Here is a 16,910-nt window from a genome sequence, read left to right on the forward strand (position 1 = left end):
CCGTTCGTCCTATCTACAGATGGCGTTTGTCCGTGGAAAGGTCGGCAACCTTTCTCCCGGCAAATCGTACCTCTTGATGGTTGAAAGGTAAGCGCTGAAACGAAGTTCGCTGTGCGGAGCGAATAGCGGAGCGGAAAGCAAAGCGCGCGAAACATGTCAGCCCAAGGCAACGCCTTGGGGAAGAGGACGACAAGTGCTGAAACGAATTCCGCCGTGTGAGGAAAAGGTAAAATGCGAGACATCGTTTGGCATAATGATACATGGCACATGAAAACACTTCTCTTCCACCTCATTCTGCGTTTACAGTAACAAATAACAAGGTTACAATGCAGATGATGTAGCCGACAAAAAGAAAAGATGCAACACCATTTCGGTATTGCATCTTCGTGTTGTAGCTATCTGCCAACTCATCTGTGGCAGTAGAAAGCAGGTTATAGGTCGAGGTCAGGAGCTTGTTGTGCCTCGGGGGATGCCTCGAACTTTGGCATCACGTGGAAGCCGAATATGCCGGCAACGATGTTGGCTGGGAATCGACGAATACCTACGTTGTAGGTCTGCACGGCCTCGTTATACTTGCTGCGGGCTTCACTGATGCGATTTTCCGTACCCTCTTCCTGCACCTGTAAAGCCTTGAAATTCTCACTCGCTTTCAATTCGGGGTAATTCTCGGCTACGGCCATCAGGCGGCTGAGCGCACTTGATAGCTCACCTTGTGCCTGCTGGAAACGTGCCAACTTCTCTGGGGTAAGGTCATTGGCATCGAGCTTTATCTGTCCAACGGAAGCGCGGGCACGGGTCACTTGCTCGAAAGTCTCACGTTCATGCTTGGCGTATGCCTTGACGATTTTTACAAGCTGGGGCATCATGTCTGCCCGCCTCTGATACTGTGCTTGGAGGTTGGCAAAAGAGGTGGTTGCCTCTTCCTGACTGCTTACCATTCCGTTGTAAGAACCGAAGAGCCAAAACACGATAATGGCGATGACTCCGATAACGATAATTGCTACTTTTTTCATATTTCTATTAATGATTGATGATGATACATAAAGAGAGGGTTCGGGGGTGAATGCTACGAGGAAACGGGGTTACCAGCTACCACCAGAGCCACCGCCTCCGAAACTGCCCCCACCATAGGAACCGCCGGAACTGCCTCCACCGCCAGACCAACTACTTCCGCCACCAAAGAAAATGGGCGGGAAACCATCGCCACCCTTACCCCGGCGTTTGGACTTGGGGAGTTTGATGCCGAAGAGACCGAGAATCCATCGGATGATGGCTATGATGGGATTGAAGAGGAAAATGAGAATAAAGATGATGATGTACCAAACGGTGTCGTTGTCGTCGGCAGTCTCATCCTCGTCCGTAATGCCGGCATTGCCCGTCTTCAGCTTATTGTAAATGGCCTTTGTCGTAGCAAAAACGGCATTGTCTGGGTTGTCTCTGCGCATGTTTTTCACGATGCAGGCCTGCGCAATGTCGTTGCATTCCACGTCTGTCAGCTCACCTTCAAGACCTTTCCCGGGCGCTATGAAATATTTATGTTGCGTGATGGCGATGACGATAACCAGACCGCGGCGGGTTTTCTTACTGCCCACACCGTATCGATTGCCGAAATCCTGCGCCACTCTGAATACATCGGCGTTGGGCACGTTGCCTACGATGATGAAAGCCGACTGCACACCGAACTCGTGCTCTAACTTAGTGAGATAGAGGTTGGCCGAATCCCGTGCCTGTTGCGAAAGGATGTTTTCGGGGTCGGAAACGTATTGGTATTTGTCTTTCAGGTGTACGGCGGGAATGTCATCGGCCGACCATTCCTTGGCTTGTGTGCCTTCTGCCCTCGTCGGAAGGGTGGAGAAAAGCAATAAGGCCAGCATCAGTAACACAGCATGTATGTATCTGTTTCTCGTTCTCATCGGTTGATAGGATCGTTCGTTTGTAAGCGAGTTTACGTCTTTTTGAAAGTTTGACGGTGAGTGCTTGCACTTCCAATGAAGAAAAAAGGGCTACCCGTTTGGCAGCCCTTTTACTTGGAGAGGTAAGCAGGGCTTACTTCAATTTTGTATATCCGTATTTGGCAGTGCAACCCAATTCTTCTTCGATGCGAATAAGTTGGTTATACTTGGCCATACGATCTGTGCGGCTCATGGAACCGGTCTTGATTTGTCCCGAATTGGTAGCTACAGCGATGTCGGCAATGGTGGTGTCTTCGGTCTCGCCCGAACGGTGAGAAGTGACCGAAGTATAGCCTGCGCGATGTGCCATTTCTATGGCTTCGAGGGTCTCTGTGAGCGAGCCGATTTGGTTCACTTTAATCAGGATGGAGTTAGCAGCACCCATCTTGATGCCCTTTTCCAAGAACTTCACATTGGTCACAAAGAGGTCGTCGCCCACCAACTGGCAACGGTCGCCGATAGCACTGGTAAGTTTCACCCAGTTATCCCAGTCGTTCTCGTCCAATCCGTCTTCGATAGAGTCGATAGGATATTTGGTAATCAGGTGTTCGAGATAGGCGATTTGTTCTGCAGCGGTGAGCTTCTTGCCGTTGGGGTCTTTGGGCATGCCATTCTTCAGTTGGCGGTAGTCATAGAACCATTCGCCGTTCTCACACACGGCAAACTCGCTGGCGGCGCAGTCCATAGCGATTTTTACATCCTTGCCGGGCTCGTACCCAGCGTCTTTAATGGACTGAATAATAGAATCCAACGCATCTTCGATACCATCGAATTTGGGAGCGAAACCGCCTTCGTCGCCGACAGCAGTGCTCAGTCCGCGCTTCTTCAGCAACTTGGCCAACGCATGGAACACTTCAGCACCCATACGGATAGCCTCTTTCTCGGACGCTGCACCCACAGGGCGAATCATAAATTCCTGAAAAGCGATGGGGGCATCGGAGTGTGCACCACCGTTGATGATATTCATCATCGGCACAGGCAAGGTATAAGTGTTCGTACCGCCGATATAACGATACAGGGGAATATTCAGTGCTTTTGCAGCAGTGTGTGCCACAGCCAGAGAAACGCCGAGGATGGCGTTTGCACCAAGTTTACTTTTGGTAGGTGTACCATCGAGGGCAAGCATCTTATAGTCGATGGCGCGCTGTTCGAGTACGCAGATACCTTTGAGTGCGGGAGCAATGATTTTATTCACGTTTTCAACGGCTTTCAACACGCCTTTACCGAGAAAGCGACCCTTGTCTCCATCGCGAAGTTCCAAGGCTTCATTCTCGCCGGTCGATGCACCGGAAGGCACCGAAGCGCGTCCCATTATCCCATTTTCCAACGTTACTTCTACCTCTACTGTAGGGTTACCTCTTGAATCGAGAATCTCTCTTGCATGTACTTTTTCAATAATCATAATTACGTTTATTTAATTGATTTCATAAAATTGCGTTACAAAGATACAGTCATTTTCTCACACAGATATAGGGCTTATCGCTTTATTTTCAGGCATTTTAAATATTTAACGCTTTTGTTCGCCTTACCGCTTCGTGTTCACCTGCACGACATGGGCAAGCGATGCCTCTTAAGAAAATGACCTACGTACCGCGTAGTAACATGAATCAAGCAAAAAAGAAACACTCTTTTGAGGACTCGGATATAAAAAAGATGAGACCCAACACGCTATTCTTTCCCCATGTTTTCCCCTTTTCGCTTAGGTTTTTCTAAGATTTTCAAGTATATTTGCAGCCGAATTGACGTTTAAATCAGTAAGATATGGATTCCCAGAAAAAGGCTTTTGCAGCTAAACTGCTCGACATCAAAGCCATTCAATTACAGCCCAAAGAACCTTTTACATGGGCATCGGGATGGAAATCACCCTTTTATTGCGACAACAGGAAGACGCTCTCATACCCCGAATTGCGCAGTTACGTAAAGTTAGAACTTGTTCATACCATCCTCGAACGTTTCTCCGAAGTCGAGGTTATAGCTGGTGTGGCCACAGGAGCCATTGCCCAAGGTGCGCTGGTTGCCGATGCTTTACACCTTCCTTTCGTCTATGTACGTAGCAAACCCAAAGATCATGGATTGGAAAACCTGATTGAAGGTGAGCTGGAAGCCGGCCGAAAAGTGGTTGTTGTAGAAGACCTTATTTCTACGGGGGGTAGCAGTCTGAAAGCCGTAGAAGCTCTTCGCAAGGCCGGAAGCCAAGTTATTGGCATGGTGGCAGCCTATACTTACGGGTTCGACGTTGCCCGAAAGGCCTTTGAAGATGCAGACGTATCCTTGACTACGCTGACCGATTACGACCACGTAGTGGCCGAAGCTCTCGAGACAGGCTATATTACCGAAGCTGAAACGGCCTTGCTTCACGAATGGAGAAAAGACCCTGCACACTGGAACGGGTAAGTCTTCCGTTCTCCGTCGTTCACCAATCGCACGATATCACTAAGAATATACCATTGTTATGAGTACCTCATTTGAAAGCAGTATCAAGCAGATTCCTTACCCGCAGCAGCAGGTCTACGACATACTTAGCAACCTCGAAAATCTCGAAAAAGTGCGCGATAGGGTGCCGAAAGATAAAGTCGGCGAGTTGGAATTTACCCGCGACAGTCTTGCGCTTCATGTTGCACCCGTTGGGAAAATCAGTCTGCACGTGGTGGAACGCAAGCAACCGGAATGTATTAAATTTGAGACCACACAAAGTCCCGTGCCTTTCCATTTCTGGATTCAGTTGCTTCCTGTTACCGAGAGTTCCTGTAAGATGCGGCTTACACTGAAGGCCGACCTCAATCCCTTTATCCGCGGAATGGTTTCAAAACCACTCCAAGAGGGGATAGAGAAGGTGGCTGAAACTCTCGCAGCTGTGAAATACGACCAACATGTCTAAGCTCCCCGCCCGTCCTATCCCCCTTTGTCGTCTATGAAAAGATATTTTTTCATCTGCACTTTTGCAGTTATCGTATGTATATCCTGCACCACCGAACGGGAGTATACACGTGGGGCTTACTTTATTTTCGATAATTCCATCCACCAAGACCACACGTTGGCGAGTGCCATGAATCCTTTTTCTCCGGGTATTTTCTGTTCCATCACAAGAAAAACAAGTACCGGTGGAGGTACTACTTTCGTGTTCTCCATTAGTCAAGGCACTCCTACCGAGAAGCAAGCCAATGCTATCGACGAAAGACGAACCATGATATTGGGCTATAACGAAGGTTTGATTGTGGGCTATGGGAACCTCGACATCCCGCCCGTTTTTTACGTCTACGACCGCGAATGCCCGAATTGTTTCAACCCTGATGCCATTCCCATGAAGAGTTATCCTTTGCGGACAACAGATGCCGGATTAGCCGTTTGCAACACCTGCCACAGAGAGTATAATATGAATGCACGTGGAGTGGTGGTAAAAGGTGAAGCAGGAAAGGCCTTAACACGCTATCGTGGCCATACCACAGGGGCTTTCGGAATACTTACCGTCAATTGAAACTCGCCTTTTCTCTTTCCTTTTCAACCTCAATCAGTCATGAGAGCCTGTAGAGGGAGCCATGCCATTTCTATTAAATTGGTAGATAAGCACTCTCATGCCCGATTGGGGTTCAGTATTCCACATAAGGCTCGAGCCGCTCGATAGCTGCGGGTGGAAAGTCTTTTAGCAACCGAAGTTCTTGAAGCGAAGTAAGGTTTCCCCGCATTCTTCGGTAGTCTGTAATGGCTTTGGCCTGATAGAAATTAATGTAAGGGTGACGTTTCAATTGGCTCAACGACAACCGATTCACATTCATTTTGCGAAGATTCGCGGTGCCGAGAACAAAGTATTTCAACGATTCTTCGGGGAAATCATCAATCTCTTTCAGTTGTTCCGTGCTGTAATAACCGCCTAACCGCTCACGATAGGCTACAATGCGTCGGGCAAAATAGCTGCCAATGCCGGGCACTTTCTTTAGCAGCGAGGTGTCTGCGGCATTGAGAGCAATGCGTTCGGTCTGTCCTATTTTTACCGGATAACGCAGCGTATCGCGCTCAAACCGTTCGTCTTGTGACGTTTGATGAACGAAACGAGAAGCCGGAAGATAATCGTCGGAAATACGGATAAAGGGTTCCAAAGCCTTGTATTGTTTTAAAGTAAGTCCGTAAAGACGAGCAAAATCAGCAGGTGTACGGTAGATTCCGCCTTTGGCACGATACTTATAGATGTTGCGTATCTGCCAACGAACGAGTCCGAGACGTTGGAATTGGGTACTATCGGCTGTGTTGGGGTCAAAAGGAAACAGCTCTACCTTCTTTCCTTCCAAATCATAGTAACCGCTATTAGGAGCGTCTTTTTCCGATAAAATCGGTGATTGTTTCGCCTCCAAACTGTCTTCTCCCGTCAACGACGTTTGGGTATTTTGTCCACCAATACCAAAGAGTACGGCCAAGGTGATAACAATGCAGCAGAGGAAAAACAAGATGACAAGACGGTCGCTCTTCTGAAAATAGAAAATCTCTTTTAGTTTCATGGGGTGGCTTAGATTACAATCAACAAATAAAAAGTACGCCGGCTACTGACGAAACGAGGGCTTCTGTAGCAGGAAACGGTTGCTCTCGCCCATCCGGTACTTCGTTTTCCATGCAATAGAGGTTGCAACAACCCCGCTCCATCGCCAACTTTTGCAGTATCTACCGATAGGCTTCCGGCACAAGGTGGCACCATTCCGAATAGGGATGAGCAAGCAGATGCGAGTTATAGAAATGTCTGTCACCGGTTACTTCAGGACCGATGAAATCGGGCTTTTTAAACTTTTCTTCCGCGTTTTTTAGTTCTACTTCAGCTAAAACGAGGCCTTCGTTTGCCCCATAGAACTCGTCCACTTCAAAGAGATGGTTGCCCGAAGGTATAAGGTAACGTGTTTTGTCGATGATGCCCCCTTGACAATAGGTCATCAGATGTTCGGCCTCATCGGTCGTTATCTCTTTTTCAAACTCGTATCTCGTCATTCCGCCGTCAGCAGAAGGTCCTTTCATCGTTAAGAAAGCCTTGTCGTCGCGCCGTCGAATACGCACAGTCAGCCCTGTGCAAGGTATATAGCCTTGCCTGATTCTGCTGCTTGAAGCGGCCACGGAACGAAGGTCTGTGCCTTTTTTCACCAAGAACTTACGCTCTATTTCCAGCCCGCTCATGTGTTCGTATTACATGAAATTGATGATATACACTGCAATGCAAAGAATGGCGAGCAATACCAATACGCCAAAAATAAGGCGTATCACGCTTTTTGCCTGTTTCTCTTCTTGTGCCGCACGTTGTGCGCGGTTCATCTTACGTCTTTGGTTCATAGTTGTATCATTTAGGTTGTTCGTTCTTTTCTGCTGTCTTTCAGAGGTTGAGAAAGCACATTTACGTAGTGCATCCGCTTCTCTTCCGGATGTTTCAGACTTGCTCTTCATTTACGGGGAACTCCATGAGATAGGCCTTGATAAACTCGTCTATCTTGCCGTCCATTACCCCGTCTACATCCGTAGTCTGATAGTTTGTGCGATGGTCTTTTACCCGTCGGTCATCAAACACATAACTCCGAATCTGACTTCCCCATTCTATCTTCTTTTTGCCGGCTTCTATCTTGGCCTGCGCCTCTAAGCGTTTCTTCATGGCGCGGTCGTAAAGTTGCGACTTCAAAAGGCGCATGGCATTGTTTCTGTTTTCGAGTTGTTTGCGACTTTCGGTGTTTTCAATAAGTATCTCTTCCTCCTCTCCTGTGTCGGGGTCTGTATATTGGTAGCGCAATCGCACACCTGTTTCCACTTTATTCACATTCTGTCCGCCGGCACCTCCACTGCGGAAGAGGTCCCAACTCACCTTGGCAGGGTCTACATAGACCTCTATCGTGTCGTCTACCAATGGCGAAACAAAGACACTTGCAAAGCTTGTCATGCGTTTTCCTTGGGCATTGAACGGCGAAACGCGCACCAATCGGTGTACGCCGTTTTCGCTTTTCAGGTAGCCATAGGCATATTCGCCGCCTTCGATTTCCATCGTTACGCTCTTGATACCGGCCTCATCGCCCTCTTGGAGGTTACTGATGGTACAGCGATAGCCATGTGCTTCAGCCCAACGTACATACATACGCATCAGCATCTGTGCCCAATCCTGACTCTCAGTGCCACCTGCACCGCTGTTAATCTTCAGCACGCAACCCATCGGGTCTTCTTTTTGGCGCAGCATATTCATGAGTTCGAGGTTTTCGATGGCTTTAACGGCCTTTCGATAGTCGTCTTCTACTTCTTCTTCGGTTACCATCTCGTCGTGATAGAAGTCGAATGCCAATTGCAATTCGTCTGTCAGTGTGCGCACCTCGGCATAGCCGTCGAGCCACCGTTTGATGCCTTTCACTTTCTTCATCTGCTCTTGTGCGCGCGCGGTATCTTCCCAGAAATCGGGAGCTTGGGTACGAAGTTCTTCCTCTTCGTACTCTATTTGTTTCTTGTCTATTTCGAGATAGCGGAACAGCGCCTCAGCGCGTTCCTGCACATTCTTCAGTTGTTCGGATGTTATCATGTTGTTCGGATGGTTCAGTGCACGACCTTTCTGCCGGTCGATGCTTCTTACTCTTCGTACATCTTTTCAATTTCCGCAGCGTAGTTTTTATAGAGTACGCCACGTTTTACTTTCAGCGTATTGGTGAGTTCGCCGTTTTCTATGCTCAAGGGGCGGGGCAACAGTGTGAATCGTTTTATCTTCTCGTAGTTAGCCAGCTGCTGTTGCAGTGTTTCGATGCGTTCCATCATCATGGCATTTATCTTCGGATGGCAACACAAGTCTTCGTTAGACTCGAAAGAGATGCCATGCTCTCGTGCATACTCTTCTAAGAGACGATACTCCGGAATGATAAGAGCTGACACGAATTTACGTTCGTCGGCTATCACGACTACTTGGTCTATAAACTTATCTACCAAGAGTTTCGACTCTATCATCTGCGGGGCGATATATTTGCCATTGGATGTTTTGAAGAGGTCTTTGATGCGTTCGGTTAAGAAGAGTTCGCCGTCTTTCAAATAGCCGGCATCTCCCGTATGGAAGAATCCATCTTTATCGAAAGCTTGTTCGTTTAAGGCCTCACGCCGATAGTAGCCCTTCGTGATGGTCGGCCCTTTGAGTAATATCTCGTTGTTCTCGCCTATCTTGATTTCGATGCCTTCTATCGGACGACCTACAGAGCCCACGGTAAAGCGTTGCCCCTTATGGTCGCACGACACGGTGGCCAGACTTTCGGTCAATCCATATCCCGCAATCATGTCTATTCCCACAGCGTGGGCAAATGTTTCTATCTCCGGCGAGATGGTAGAACCTGCCGTAGGAAAGATATTGGGATGTTCTAAACCGATTTGTTTGCGTACCAAACTCAATATCAATCGGTCGAAAAGACGATACCGGAGTGCAAGTCCGATGGGCGGCCGCTTGCCCTTTCCGATGTAGTCTATATTGTGTTTGCGTCCCGTGGACAGTGCTTCCTTGAATATTTTCTTTTGTATCGGGGAGGCAGCATCTATCCTTTCCTGCACCTTGTTGTACACTTTCTCCCAAAAGCGGGGCACGGCCGACATGCACGTGGGCTGGGTCTCAATCATTGATTGCTGAATTTCATGCGGGTTGGTGTTGATGATGAGTTGCGCACCTTCCGACAATGCTAAAATATCCCACGCCCTTTCAAAGATGTGGGTCACAGGAAGAAAGGTGATAACGCGGTCTTTCGCGCCCACGGGCACACAGGCATCATTGGCTTTCATGGCTGCAGCATACTGCCCATAGGTAAGCATCACGCCCTTACTGTCGCCCGATGTGCCGCTGGTATATAAGATATTGCACAAGTCATCATCGTTGGCCTGCGCCCAAAGCTGCTCTACTTCCGTTTGGCGGGGCAGTCCCTCGGCCAACTTCAGGAAGTCGTCGAAGTAAAGGGCATTAGGGTCGTTCGCATGAATACTCACGCCGGAGTCGAAGATAACGATGCGTTCGAGAGACGGACACAGAGAGATGAGCCGCCGCGCCTTGTCGTACTGCTCTTGCTCGCCCACAAACAAGAGGCGTATCTGTGCGTCATTGATGACGTATTGCAACTGTTGCTCGCTGCTCGTGGCATAAAATGGTATCATGACAGCTCTCACTCCGTAGGCTCCGAAGTCGGTATATAGATATTCAACGGCATTTTGCGAGAACACGCCCACGTTTTCCTGCACCTTTACCCCTATGTTCAGCAGAGCGTTGGACACGAGTTTCACTTTGTCGGAGAACTCCACCCACGAGGCCGTCTCCCACGTGTTGCTTCCGAAAGGGCGGTAGGTCAAAGCGGGTTTGTTGCCGTATTTCTTTGCCTGCTCATGAATAAGTACCGATAAGTGACATCTGGTTTGCATAAAAACGATAGGATTGATTTATGCGCAAAGGTAATATAAAAAGGAGTGAAATACAAAGAATCGCCCGATTATTTTCCCCTCCTTTCCATCAGGAGAAAAGGGATGAAAGGAAGTGTTTCCACCTGTCGTCATCCCCACACTTTGCTTCCGTCTCGTATCTCAGTAGCACTTGCGCCGAGCGATGGCAGCGGTAGGTATATGATATTTCCCTGCGCTGAAACGAAGTTCACCATGTGAAGCAAAAGTAAAGTGCGGTATCTCGTTATCAAACATGTATATGGAAAAAAAATAAAAGGGGCTTTCGCACCTTTACTTTGCTTCCTCTTCGTGTCAGCAAACGTTGTTTCCCCTCCGCTTTGCAGAGCGAACTTCCCTTCTGCGCTTGCCTTTCAATCATTAAAGGCATGTAGTTGCAGTTTTTACTGCCCCATATTCGTTTCGCTCCTGAGGCAGGAGTAAGTTCTAAAAGAGTATGATTGTGGGGTGTATCAACACCATATTAGAATAGTGTGAGGTGTAATGTAAGCTCTGAAACGAACGTTCGCTGTGCGGAGCGAAATAGCGGAGCGGAAAGCAAGGAGCGTAAGATGTCAGCCCAACGCATAGCGCTGGGTATAGAGCATTCCCCGAAATGGAGCGCTGTAAGTGCGATACATCCCGTTCATCTATATATATGAAAATGAAAGAAAATGGTCTGTCGCACTTACAGCCCTTACCTTTCAACCATCAAGAGCTATGCTTTAACACCCTAAAAGCTATCTTTTCACACGCTCAGAGCTATGCTTTGAAAGCGTCAAAGCATAGCTTTTTCAACGCCATGGTATAACTACCTGATTTTCAAGGGTGAAAAGAGAAAGGGAAAGGGGATGGAAAGGACGATACGAACGCTCCGCATTTACGTCAGTTCGGAATAAGGGTATTTAGACAGTAAGCCTCAAAGAGGCGATAGACCACAAGCAGGAGTGGAGCTCGTAAAAGCGGAACTCCTGTTAGTAAGAACAACAAATATCAACCTCGGAGAGGTGACAGAACGGATGAAGTGTTACCCTACGTCGCTCCATTGGTCAAGGGATGCACTCCATTCTGCCCTCCGCCGCCCCCTTGGGGCTTTTCCTTTTTGCACGTATGTAACAGGGGTTACGCTTTTACGAGCTTCACCCCTGCCTGTATTCCATCGCCCCCTCTGGAGCTTTAGGTAATCTCTTAAACTGAATTTACGTAGTATTGAAAGATGCAGTCCTAATGGAGAAAGAAGAGAAACACAGTTGCGAAAAAAGATGACCCCTACCGGAAGGGAAACAAAAGCACTATTGGGAATAGGACGCGGGCATGGGGCATACGCACGGGAAGACGATACTTGCGACACTGCCGGCGATGCATTGCGCATTGATTCCCGTTACTTCACGATACCGTTGTCATCGTCGCGATGGTTCATCTTCCGTTCCACGCTTTCATAACGACGACCTTTTGCCAGCCTCCACGTCAGGCTGAGTGTCACCATATTACCCATGCCGCGCGTTGTAGTCCGGATGTTTGCGTGGAGATATCTGTTCAGCAATTCCGATTTCATGCTGCTGACGTGGGGTTGAAAACAATGTTGCCAATAGAGCGAGACGGTGTAACGTGAGCGGCGATAGGAGAGAGCAAGGTAGGATGCACCGGTATAATGCCCCTTGTTCTCGCCCTCAAGGAATTTCCACCCATTGTCGGCATAGGCTGAAACGGTGAATCGTCCTACATAGAGGTCGGTCGCGGCAGTGTACATATACGAGGTGGCATGGTGTTTATAGTTGTCGCCGTAGTTCCAGCAACGCAAAATGGAACCGCTCACACGAAAGCTCCAAATGTCGGGGATGAGGTCGTAAGACGTGTTCCCCTGTACAAGCAGCATGTGACAACCTCTCTGGTTGCGACGGGAAAACACGAATCCGGCGGGCGTGCGCTCAATACTCTGCATCACGGCATGGACGTTTCTGCGGTAGAGCATGGAGAGACCACCATTCCATAGGCGGCTTTGTCCCGATAGATTGATGCTTTGCTCAATGCGTTTGTCTGTTCGCAGAGCGGGATTTCCCTTGCGGATGTCCATTTCGTTGAGCCTCACTGCCACATCGCTCAGGTACTCGGCACGGGGCGGTTTCTGGGTGACGGCGAAACTGTAGTGCAGTTTCCAGCCTTTGAAAAGCGGATAAGACAGCGTCAGTTTAGGACAGAAGAGGTGATAGTTTTCTATCTCCGTCCCCTGCCGATAGCGTTGCAGGCTGTGTCCGATGCCGACGATATAAGACAGGCGGCCGAGCTGTCCCTGTAACTGCGCAAAGAGATAGAGCAACGAGGTGTGCTCGGTGGTGTGGCTGCGGGTATCGCCGCTATAGTCGTTAGACAGATATTTATAACGCATGCGGGTGCCTATGGAGAGTTGAAAAGGTGTCATGCGTCGGTCGTAGATTGCCTCGCCAACAACGGATGCCGTGCGTCCTTTCACGGAATAGGCATACGTCTGCTGCTCTATGTTTTGGTAAGCATAGCGCGAACGGATATAAGTGCCCACGAGATTGGAGGTGATGCTGCTGAGACTGTCGGTCTTCACATGGCCGTAGAGGTCGAATACGGGAGAGAGGGAGCTGCTTTCGATGTGCATGAAAGCTGTTTGGTGGCGAAGGGGAGTGATGACTTCCCGCTCGTAATCGTTGATGGGAGCACGGTCGATGTCTGTGCTGACCTTGGCTTGGAACACAGCACGCGTAGGGTCGGCAAAGCTGTATTTGGCTTGGAGGGCATGGCTGTTGTCCCGACTTTTGGCGTGTAAGTCGCGGCGTAGGACGTGATACACGCTGTTGTCGGCCAAGGTATAGTCTGCCACCTCTCGTTTCTTTGAAGGCAAATCGCTGTTATAGGCCGGTTCGTAACTCAGGCTCCATTCGCTTTTCCCTTTGTTGAAATTGGCAAAGAGGTCGGCATGGCCGCGCAGCAGGGTGAGCGAATGTCTGATGTCGGCTCCTAACATATAGCCGCTGACGGGCTTCTTCACGATGAAATTGATAACAAAGCCCACGTCGTTGCCATAGCGCACACTCGGCCGGTCGATATACTCGATGTGGTCGATGCTGCCCACTTCGAGAGCCGATACATCCTTTGCCGAGGCTTCGATGTCGTTGATGCGCAGCTGTACACTGCCGTAATCGCCCAATGGCACAATGGTCTTGTTCACAGGGTCTATGCGCAGAGACGACAGAGGCTGACGTGCCAACAGGTGGTAGGCCGTGGGCGATGCCGCTTTCTGCACCTGCGAAGGGTAGATGAGCTGTCCGTTGCCCTTGTTGATGATACGCGAACCTTGCACTACTACTTCGTTTAAACGTACTGAATCGGAGACTTCCGGGGGGTCTTGTGCCGTTATCGGCAGCACAAAAGCCCAAGAAGAGAGGATAAAAAGGAATCTTTTCATGTGCGTAACAGTTTGATAGATGATGCCCGCAAAGGTAAAACGGTTATGCAAGATGTCAAAAAACAAAGGCTGACATTTGTCTGACATTTCGCCGACACGGCCCTATCTGCCTTATTCTCCACAAGTTAGCTCATAACCTTTGCTGCGGTCGGAGACAATGCGGAGGTTGCTGTGTTGTTCCAAAACAGGTTTCATGCGCCGAATTAAGGTGTACAGTGTGTCGTCGGCTTCATCCTTTCCATGCCACAACACGGTGCAGATTTCTTGCTTGGAAAGTCGGTGAGAGGCATTCATGAAAAACATTTCAAGCAGTCGGTGCTGCATAGGCGTGAGGTGGATGGGGGTGTTTCGGTGGGTATAAAAGCGGTTCTCTTGGGCAGAGAAAGTAATATTGCCCACGGAAACACCTGTTGGCAAGCAAAGGGTCTTTCTGCGTCTGCTATATAATAAGGTGAAAAGAAGTTGGCCGAAAGCGGCAGCCAAGAGCAGCCAAGACAGGCGCTGGTCGGACAGTCCGTAAACCATGAGAGGCGAACAGGAAGCATAGCCACGCACCCATATCGTGCTGTTGTGTATCCGTCGCACGGCGGTATCACTGCAAAGACACCCGTCTCGTCGGTCGAGAATATGCCTTCCGTCACTCTGTCCGGCCACAGCCAGCGAGAGAAAGGCTTTGCTTTTCAAGGCGCGAATGCCGAGGTTCCGACAGAAAGTGTTATCGGGAACGAGCAGTGAGAGACGGTTTTCGGTGGCCGATTGCAAGGTGCGGCAGGCCGAAATCGTGTCTTGTGAGAGCCATGGAGTGTCTTGCTGTGTCAACGTTTGTGCCAATGCACGGTTTAAATCGGCTACAATAGCAGCCTTTGTGCTATTATAGCTACCTATGCCTGTTGCCATGGAAGAGAGCAACAGCAACATGAAAATGGCGACGGAAAAATGAGATTTCATCATGTTATCAAGGTTTCAAAGTGTGGTAAGGTATGATGGAAAGCCATGGCGGCCGGTCTCGGAATAGACCGTGGTTCCCCTACGGAATATTCCAAGACGGATGATTACCGTTTGTTCAGTTCGGGATAAGAGATGCGGGTGTGGTAAATGGACTTCAATCTCTCGATGAGCACGGTCTTGGCTATCGAAATATCGCGGAACGTAATGGGACATTCCGTGAAGTGGCCTTCATTCACATGGGCATCAATCAGTTTGTTTACAAGGTTCGTTATGCTCTCTTCGGTGTAGTCGGAGAGCGACCTTGAGGCGGCTTCCACTGTGTCGGCCATCATCAATATGGCTTGTTCGCGGGTAAAAGGGTTAGGCCCCGGATAGGTGAAGAGCGAGGTGTCCACATCTTCGTCGGGGTGTTTATTCTTGTAGTTGATGTAGAAATACTTGCACATACCGCAGCCGTGATGGGTGGTTATGAAGTCTTTGATGACGCTCGGGAGATTGTATTCCTCGGCCATACGCAAGCCTTCGGTCACATGGCTGATGATAATCTGTGCGCTCTCGATATCCGATAGCTTGTCGTGAGGATTGACACCTACTTGATTCTCGGTAAAGAACGCCGGGTTTTTCATCTTTCCTATGTCGTGGTAAAGTGCTCCTGTACGTACCAGAAGGCCGTCGGCTTCTATCTTGTTGGCAATGTCTACGGCTAAATTGCCTACGGTAATGGAGTGTTGAAAAGTGCCCGGGGCAACTTCACTGAGCTTTCTCAGGAGGTCACGGTTGGTGTCTGAGAGTTCAAAAAGCGTGACACTCGACACGAAACCGAACGTCTTCTCAATGAGATACATCAACGGATAAGCCAACAGGAGGAAGATACCGTTTACAATAAAGTGGTAGTTCATAGACCAATCGGCCGAAAAGCTATCTTTGCTCTGCATGAGTTGCATGGCGTAGAACACAGTCATGCTGGCAAGGGTAACGAACAGGGCGGTCTTGAAAAGTTGGGCGCGTTTGGACAATTCGCGAAGAGAGAAAATGGCAACAAGCCCTGCCACAAGTTGAACAATGATGAACTCGTACTGATAACGAACAGCGGCAGCACAAATAAGGATAATCGTGACATGGGTGATAAAGGCTGTTCGTGAATCGAGAAAGATACGCACGAAGATGGGAGTGATGGCCAACGGCAACACGTAGACACTGAAAATGTTGTGCCGCATCATAAGAGATACCAGCAGCGGGAATACCGTGATAAGGAAATAAAGCATGGCAATGCTGCGTGGTTTGGCGTAGTAATCTTTGCGGAAGAGCAATAGATAGATGGTGAAAAGCAGCAACAGAATGGTCACGAAAAGAACTTGTCCGATGGTGGTAGAGAGGATTTCGCCCTTGGAAGCGTTGCGGCGTTGCATTTCTTTCTCAAAGGAATCGAGCACCAACACGGTATGAGCATCTACGATTTCTCCCCTATCGATGATTTTCTGACCACTCATTACCATGCCACTCGCCAGCGGTATACCGCTTAAGAGGTCGTTTCGCTCCGTCTCGCTGCGCTCTTTGTCATACAAGAGATTAGGTGTAATGTATTCATTGAGGTTGCATCGCTGCAAAATCGGCCGTTGAGCAGCCAATTTCTCATCGGTAAACAATTTCTCATAGGCACCCATCGTAGAGTAGATACAGCTGATGGGCACACTCGTAGCTTTCTTTCCACTCACAATACGCACCATGGCTGTCGTATCTTTGTATAGCTCGGAATACTCGGGCGTACTGATAATACCGGCATGATAGAGACGGTGGAGGCGGTCGGAGATAATGCGTACATACTCGCGAGGCAAGCCGGGGATGCCGTTTCCGTATTTTGTCAGGAATGCCGAGATGGCCTTTTCCTCTGCATCCGTATTGTAATTGTAGTAAGGTTCGAACTGTTTGAGCAACGAATCCTTTTCTTTCTTAATGGCTTCATCAGTCTTGTAGATGGGAAAATCGAACTTAGCGATGAATGAACCGTACATCCATGGCTTGCCCACATCATAACGGAAGTGTTGCCCTTCACTGCGTGGCAGGAACCACACGATGAGCGCGGAAACACAGAGGACAATAAGTAGATGCAATGATATTTGGCGGAAACGCTCTCTATTCGTACTATACAATTTGTGCATGGGATATCTTGTTTAGCCTGTTTA

General features: G+C 48.9%; 14 protein-coding genes. 3 read left to right on the top strand and 11 right to left on the bottom strand.

Translation table 11 applies throughout. The features are described from left to right. Positions 1–431 precede the first annotated feature (431 nt). The 3 genes from HMPREF0658_RS07360 to eno form a co-directional block, all read right to left on the bottom strand. On the bottom strand, positions 432–1,013 hold the full coding sequence (locus tag HMPREF0658_RS07360; protein WP_006949818.1) for a LemA family protein: 582 nt from the start codon (positions 1,011–1,013) through the stop codon (positions 432–434). A gap of 69 nt (positions 1,014–1,082) precedes the next feature. Continuing rightward, entirely contained in the window at positions 1,083–1,913 is an 831-nt protein-coding gene (locus HMPREF0658_RS07365; RefSeq protein ID WP_024990948.1) for a TPM domain-containing protein, read from the bottom strand. Positions 1,914–2,046: 133 nt separating this feature from the next. Continuing rightward, positions 2,047–3,354 (bottom strand): phosphopyruvate hydratase, encoded by a 1,308-nt coding sequence (eno, locus tag HMPREF0658_RS07370; protein ID WP_006949820.1) that lies wholly within the window; start codon positions 3,352–3,354, stop codon positions 2,047–2,049. A 359-nt stretch (positions 3,355–3,713) separates the two neighbouring features. Here eno and pyrE point away from each other — a divergent pair, with 359 nt between their 5' ends. Genes pyrE through HMPREF0658_RS07385 form a run of 3 tightly spaced genes read left to right on the top strand, consistent with a single transcriptional unit; the run spans position 3,714 to position 5,427 of the window. Continuing rightward, positions 3,714–4,346 (top strand): orotate phosphoribosyltransferase, encoded by a 633-nt coding sequence (pyrE, locus tag HMPREF0658_RS07375; RefSeq protein ID WP_006949821.1) that lies wholly within the window; start codon positions 3,714–3,716, stop codon positions 4,344–4,346. 58 nt (positions 4,347–4,404) lie between these two features. Continuing rightward, the gene (locus HMPREF0658_RS07380; protein WP_006949822.1) at positions 4,405–4,830 is read left to right on the top strand and encodes an SRPBCC family protein; all 426 of its coding nucleotides are present in this window, start codon (positions 4,405–4,407) and stop codon (positions 4,828–4,830) included. 33 nt (positions 4,831–4,863) lie between these two features. After that, on the top strand, positions 4,864–5,427 hold the full coding sequence (locus HMPREF0658_RS07385; protein WP_006949823.1) for a hypothetical protein: 564 nt from the start codon (positions 4,864–4,866) through the stop codon (positions 5,425–5,427). Positions 5,428–5,539: 112 nt separating this feature from the next. On the opposite strand, the gene HMPREF0658_RS07390 is transcribed toward HMPREF0658_RS07385, so the two are convergent. The 8 genes from HMPREF0658_RS07390 to HMPREF0658_RS07425 form a co-directional block, all read right to left on the bottom strand. Then, the gene (locus tag HMPREF0658_RS07390) at positions 5,540–6,442 is read right to left on the bottom strand and encodes a ComEA family DNA-binding protein (RefSeq protein ID WP_006949824.1); all 903 of its coding nucleotides are present in this window, start codon (positions 6,440–6,442) and stop codon (positions 5,540–5,542) included. Positions 6,443–6,602: 160 nt separating this feature from the next. Then, positions 6,603–7,103, bottom strand: coding sequence for a CYTH domain-containing protein (locus HMPREF0658_RS07395; RefSeq protein WP_006949825.1), 501 nt, complete (start codon positions 7,101–7,103; stop codon positions 6,603–6,605). 9 nt (positions 7,104–7,112) lie between these two features. Then, complete coding sequence (locus tag HMPREF0658_RS11675; protein WP_169302854.1) at positions 7,113–7,256, bottom strand: hypothetical protein; 144 nt, start codon at positions 7,254–7,256, stop codon at positions 7,113–7,115. 94 nt (positions 7,257–7,350) lie between these two features. Next, complete coding sequence (gene prfB, locus HMPREF0658_RS07405; protein ID WP_006949827.1) at positions 7,351–8,475, bottom strand: peptide chain release factor 2; 1,125 nt, start codon at positions 8,473–8,475, stop codon at positions 7,351–7,353. A gap of 47 nt (positions 8,476–8,522) precedes the next feature. Beyond that, complete coding sequence (locus HMPREF0658_RS07410; RefSeq protein WP_006949828.1) at positions 8,523–10,331, bottom strand: AMP-dependent synthetase/ligase; 1,809 nt, start codon at positions 10,329–10,331, stop codon at positions 8,523–8,525. A 1,396-nt stretch (positions 10,332–11,727) separates the two neighbouring features. Then, entirely contained in the window at positions 11,728–13,779 is a 2,052-nt protein-coding gene (locus tag HMPREF0658_RS07415; RefSeq protein WP_162149568.1) for a TonB-dependent receptor, read from the bottom strand. A 111-nt stretch (positions 13,780–13,890) separates the two neighbouring features. Beyond that, entirely contained in the window at positions 13,891–14,730 is an 840-nt protein-coding gene (locus tag HMPREF0658_RS07420; RefSeq protein WP_006949832.1) for a helix-turn-helix domain-containing protein, read from the bottom strand. Between the two features lie 101 nt (positions 14,731–14,831). Further along, the gene (locus HMPREF0658_RS07425; protein ID WP_006949833.1) at positions 14,832–16,886 is read right to left on the bottom strand and encodes an HD family phosphohydrolase; all 2,055 of its coding nucleotides are present in this window, start codon (positions 16,884–16,886) and stop codon (positions 14,832–14,834) included. Positions 16,887–16,910: the final 24 nt, after the last annotated feature.

The sequence above is a fragment of the Hoylesella marshii DSM 16973 = JCM 13450 genome, from assembly GCF_000146675.1.
Lineage (GTDB): Bacteria > Bacteroidota > Bacteroidia > Bacteroidales > Bacteroidaceae > Prevotella > Prevotella marshii.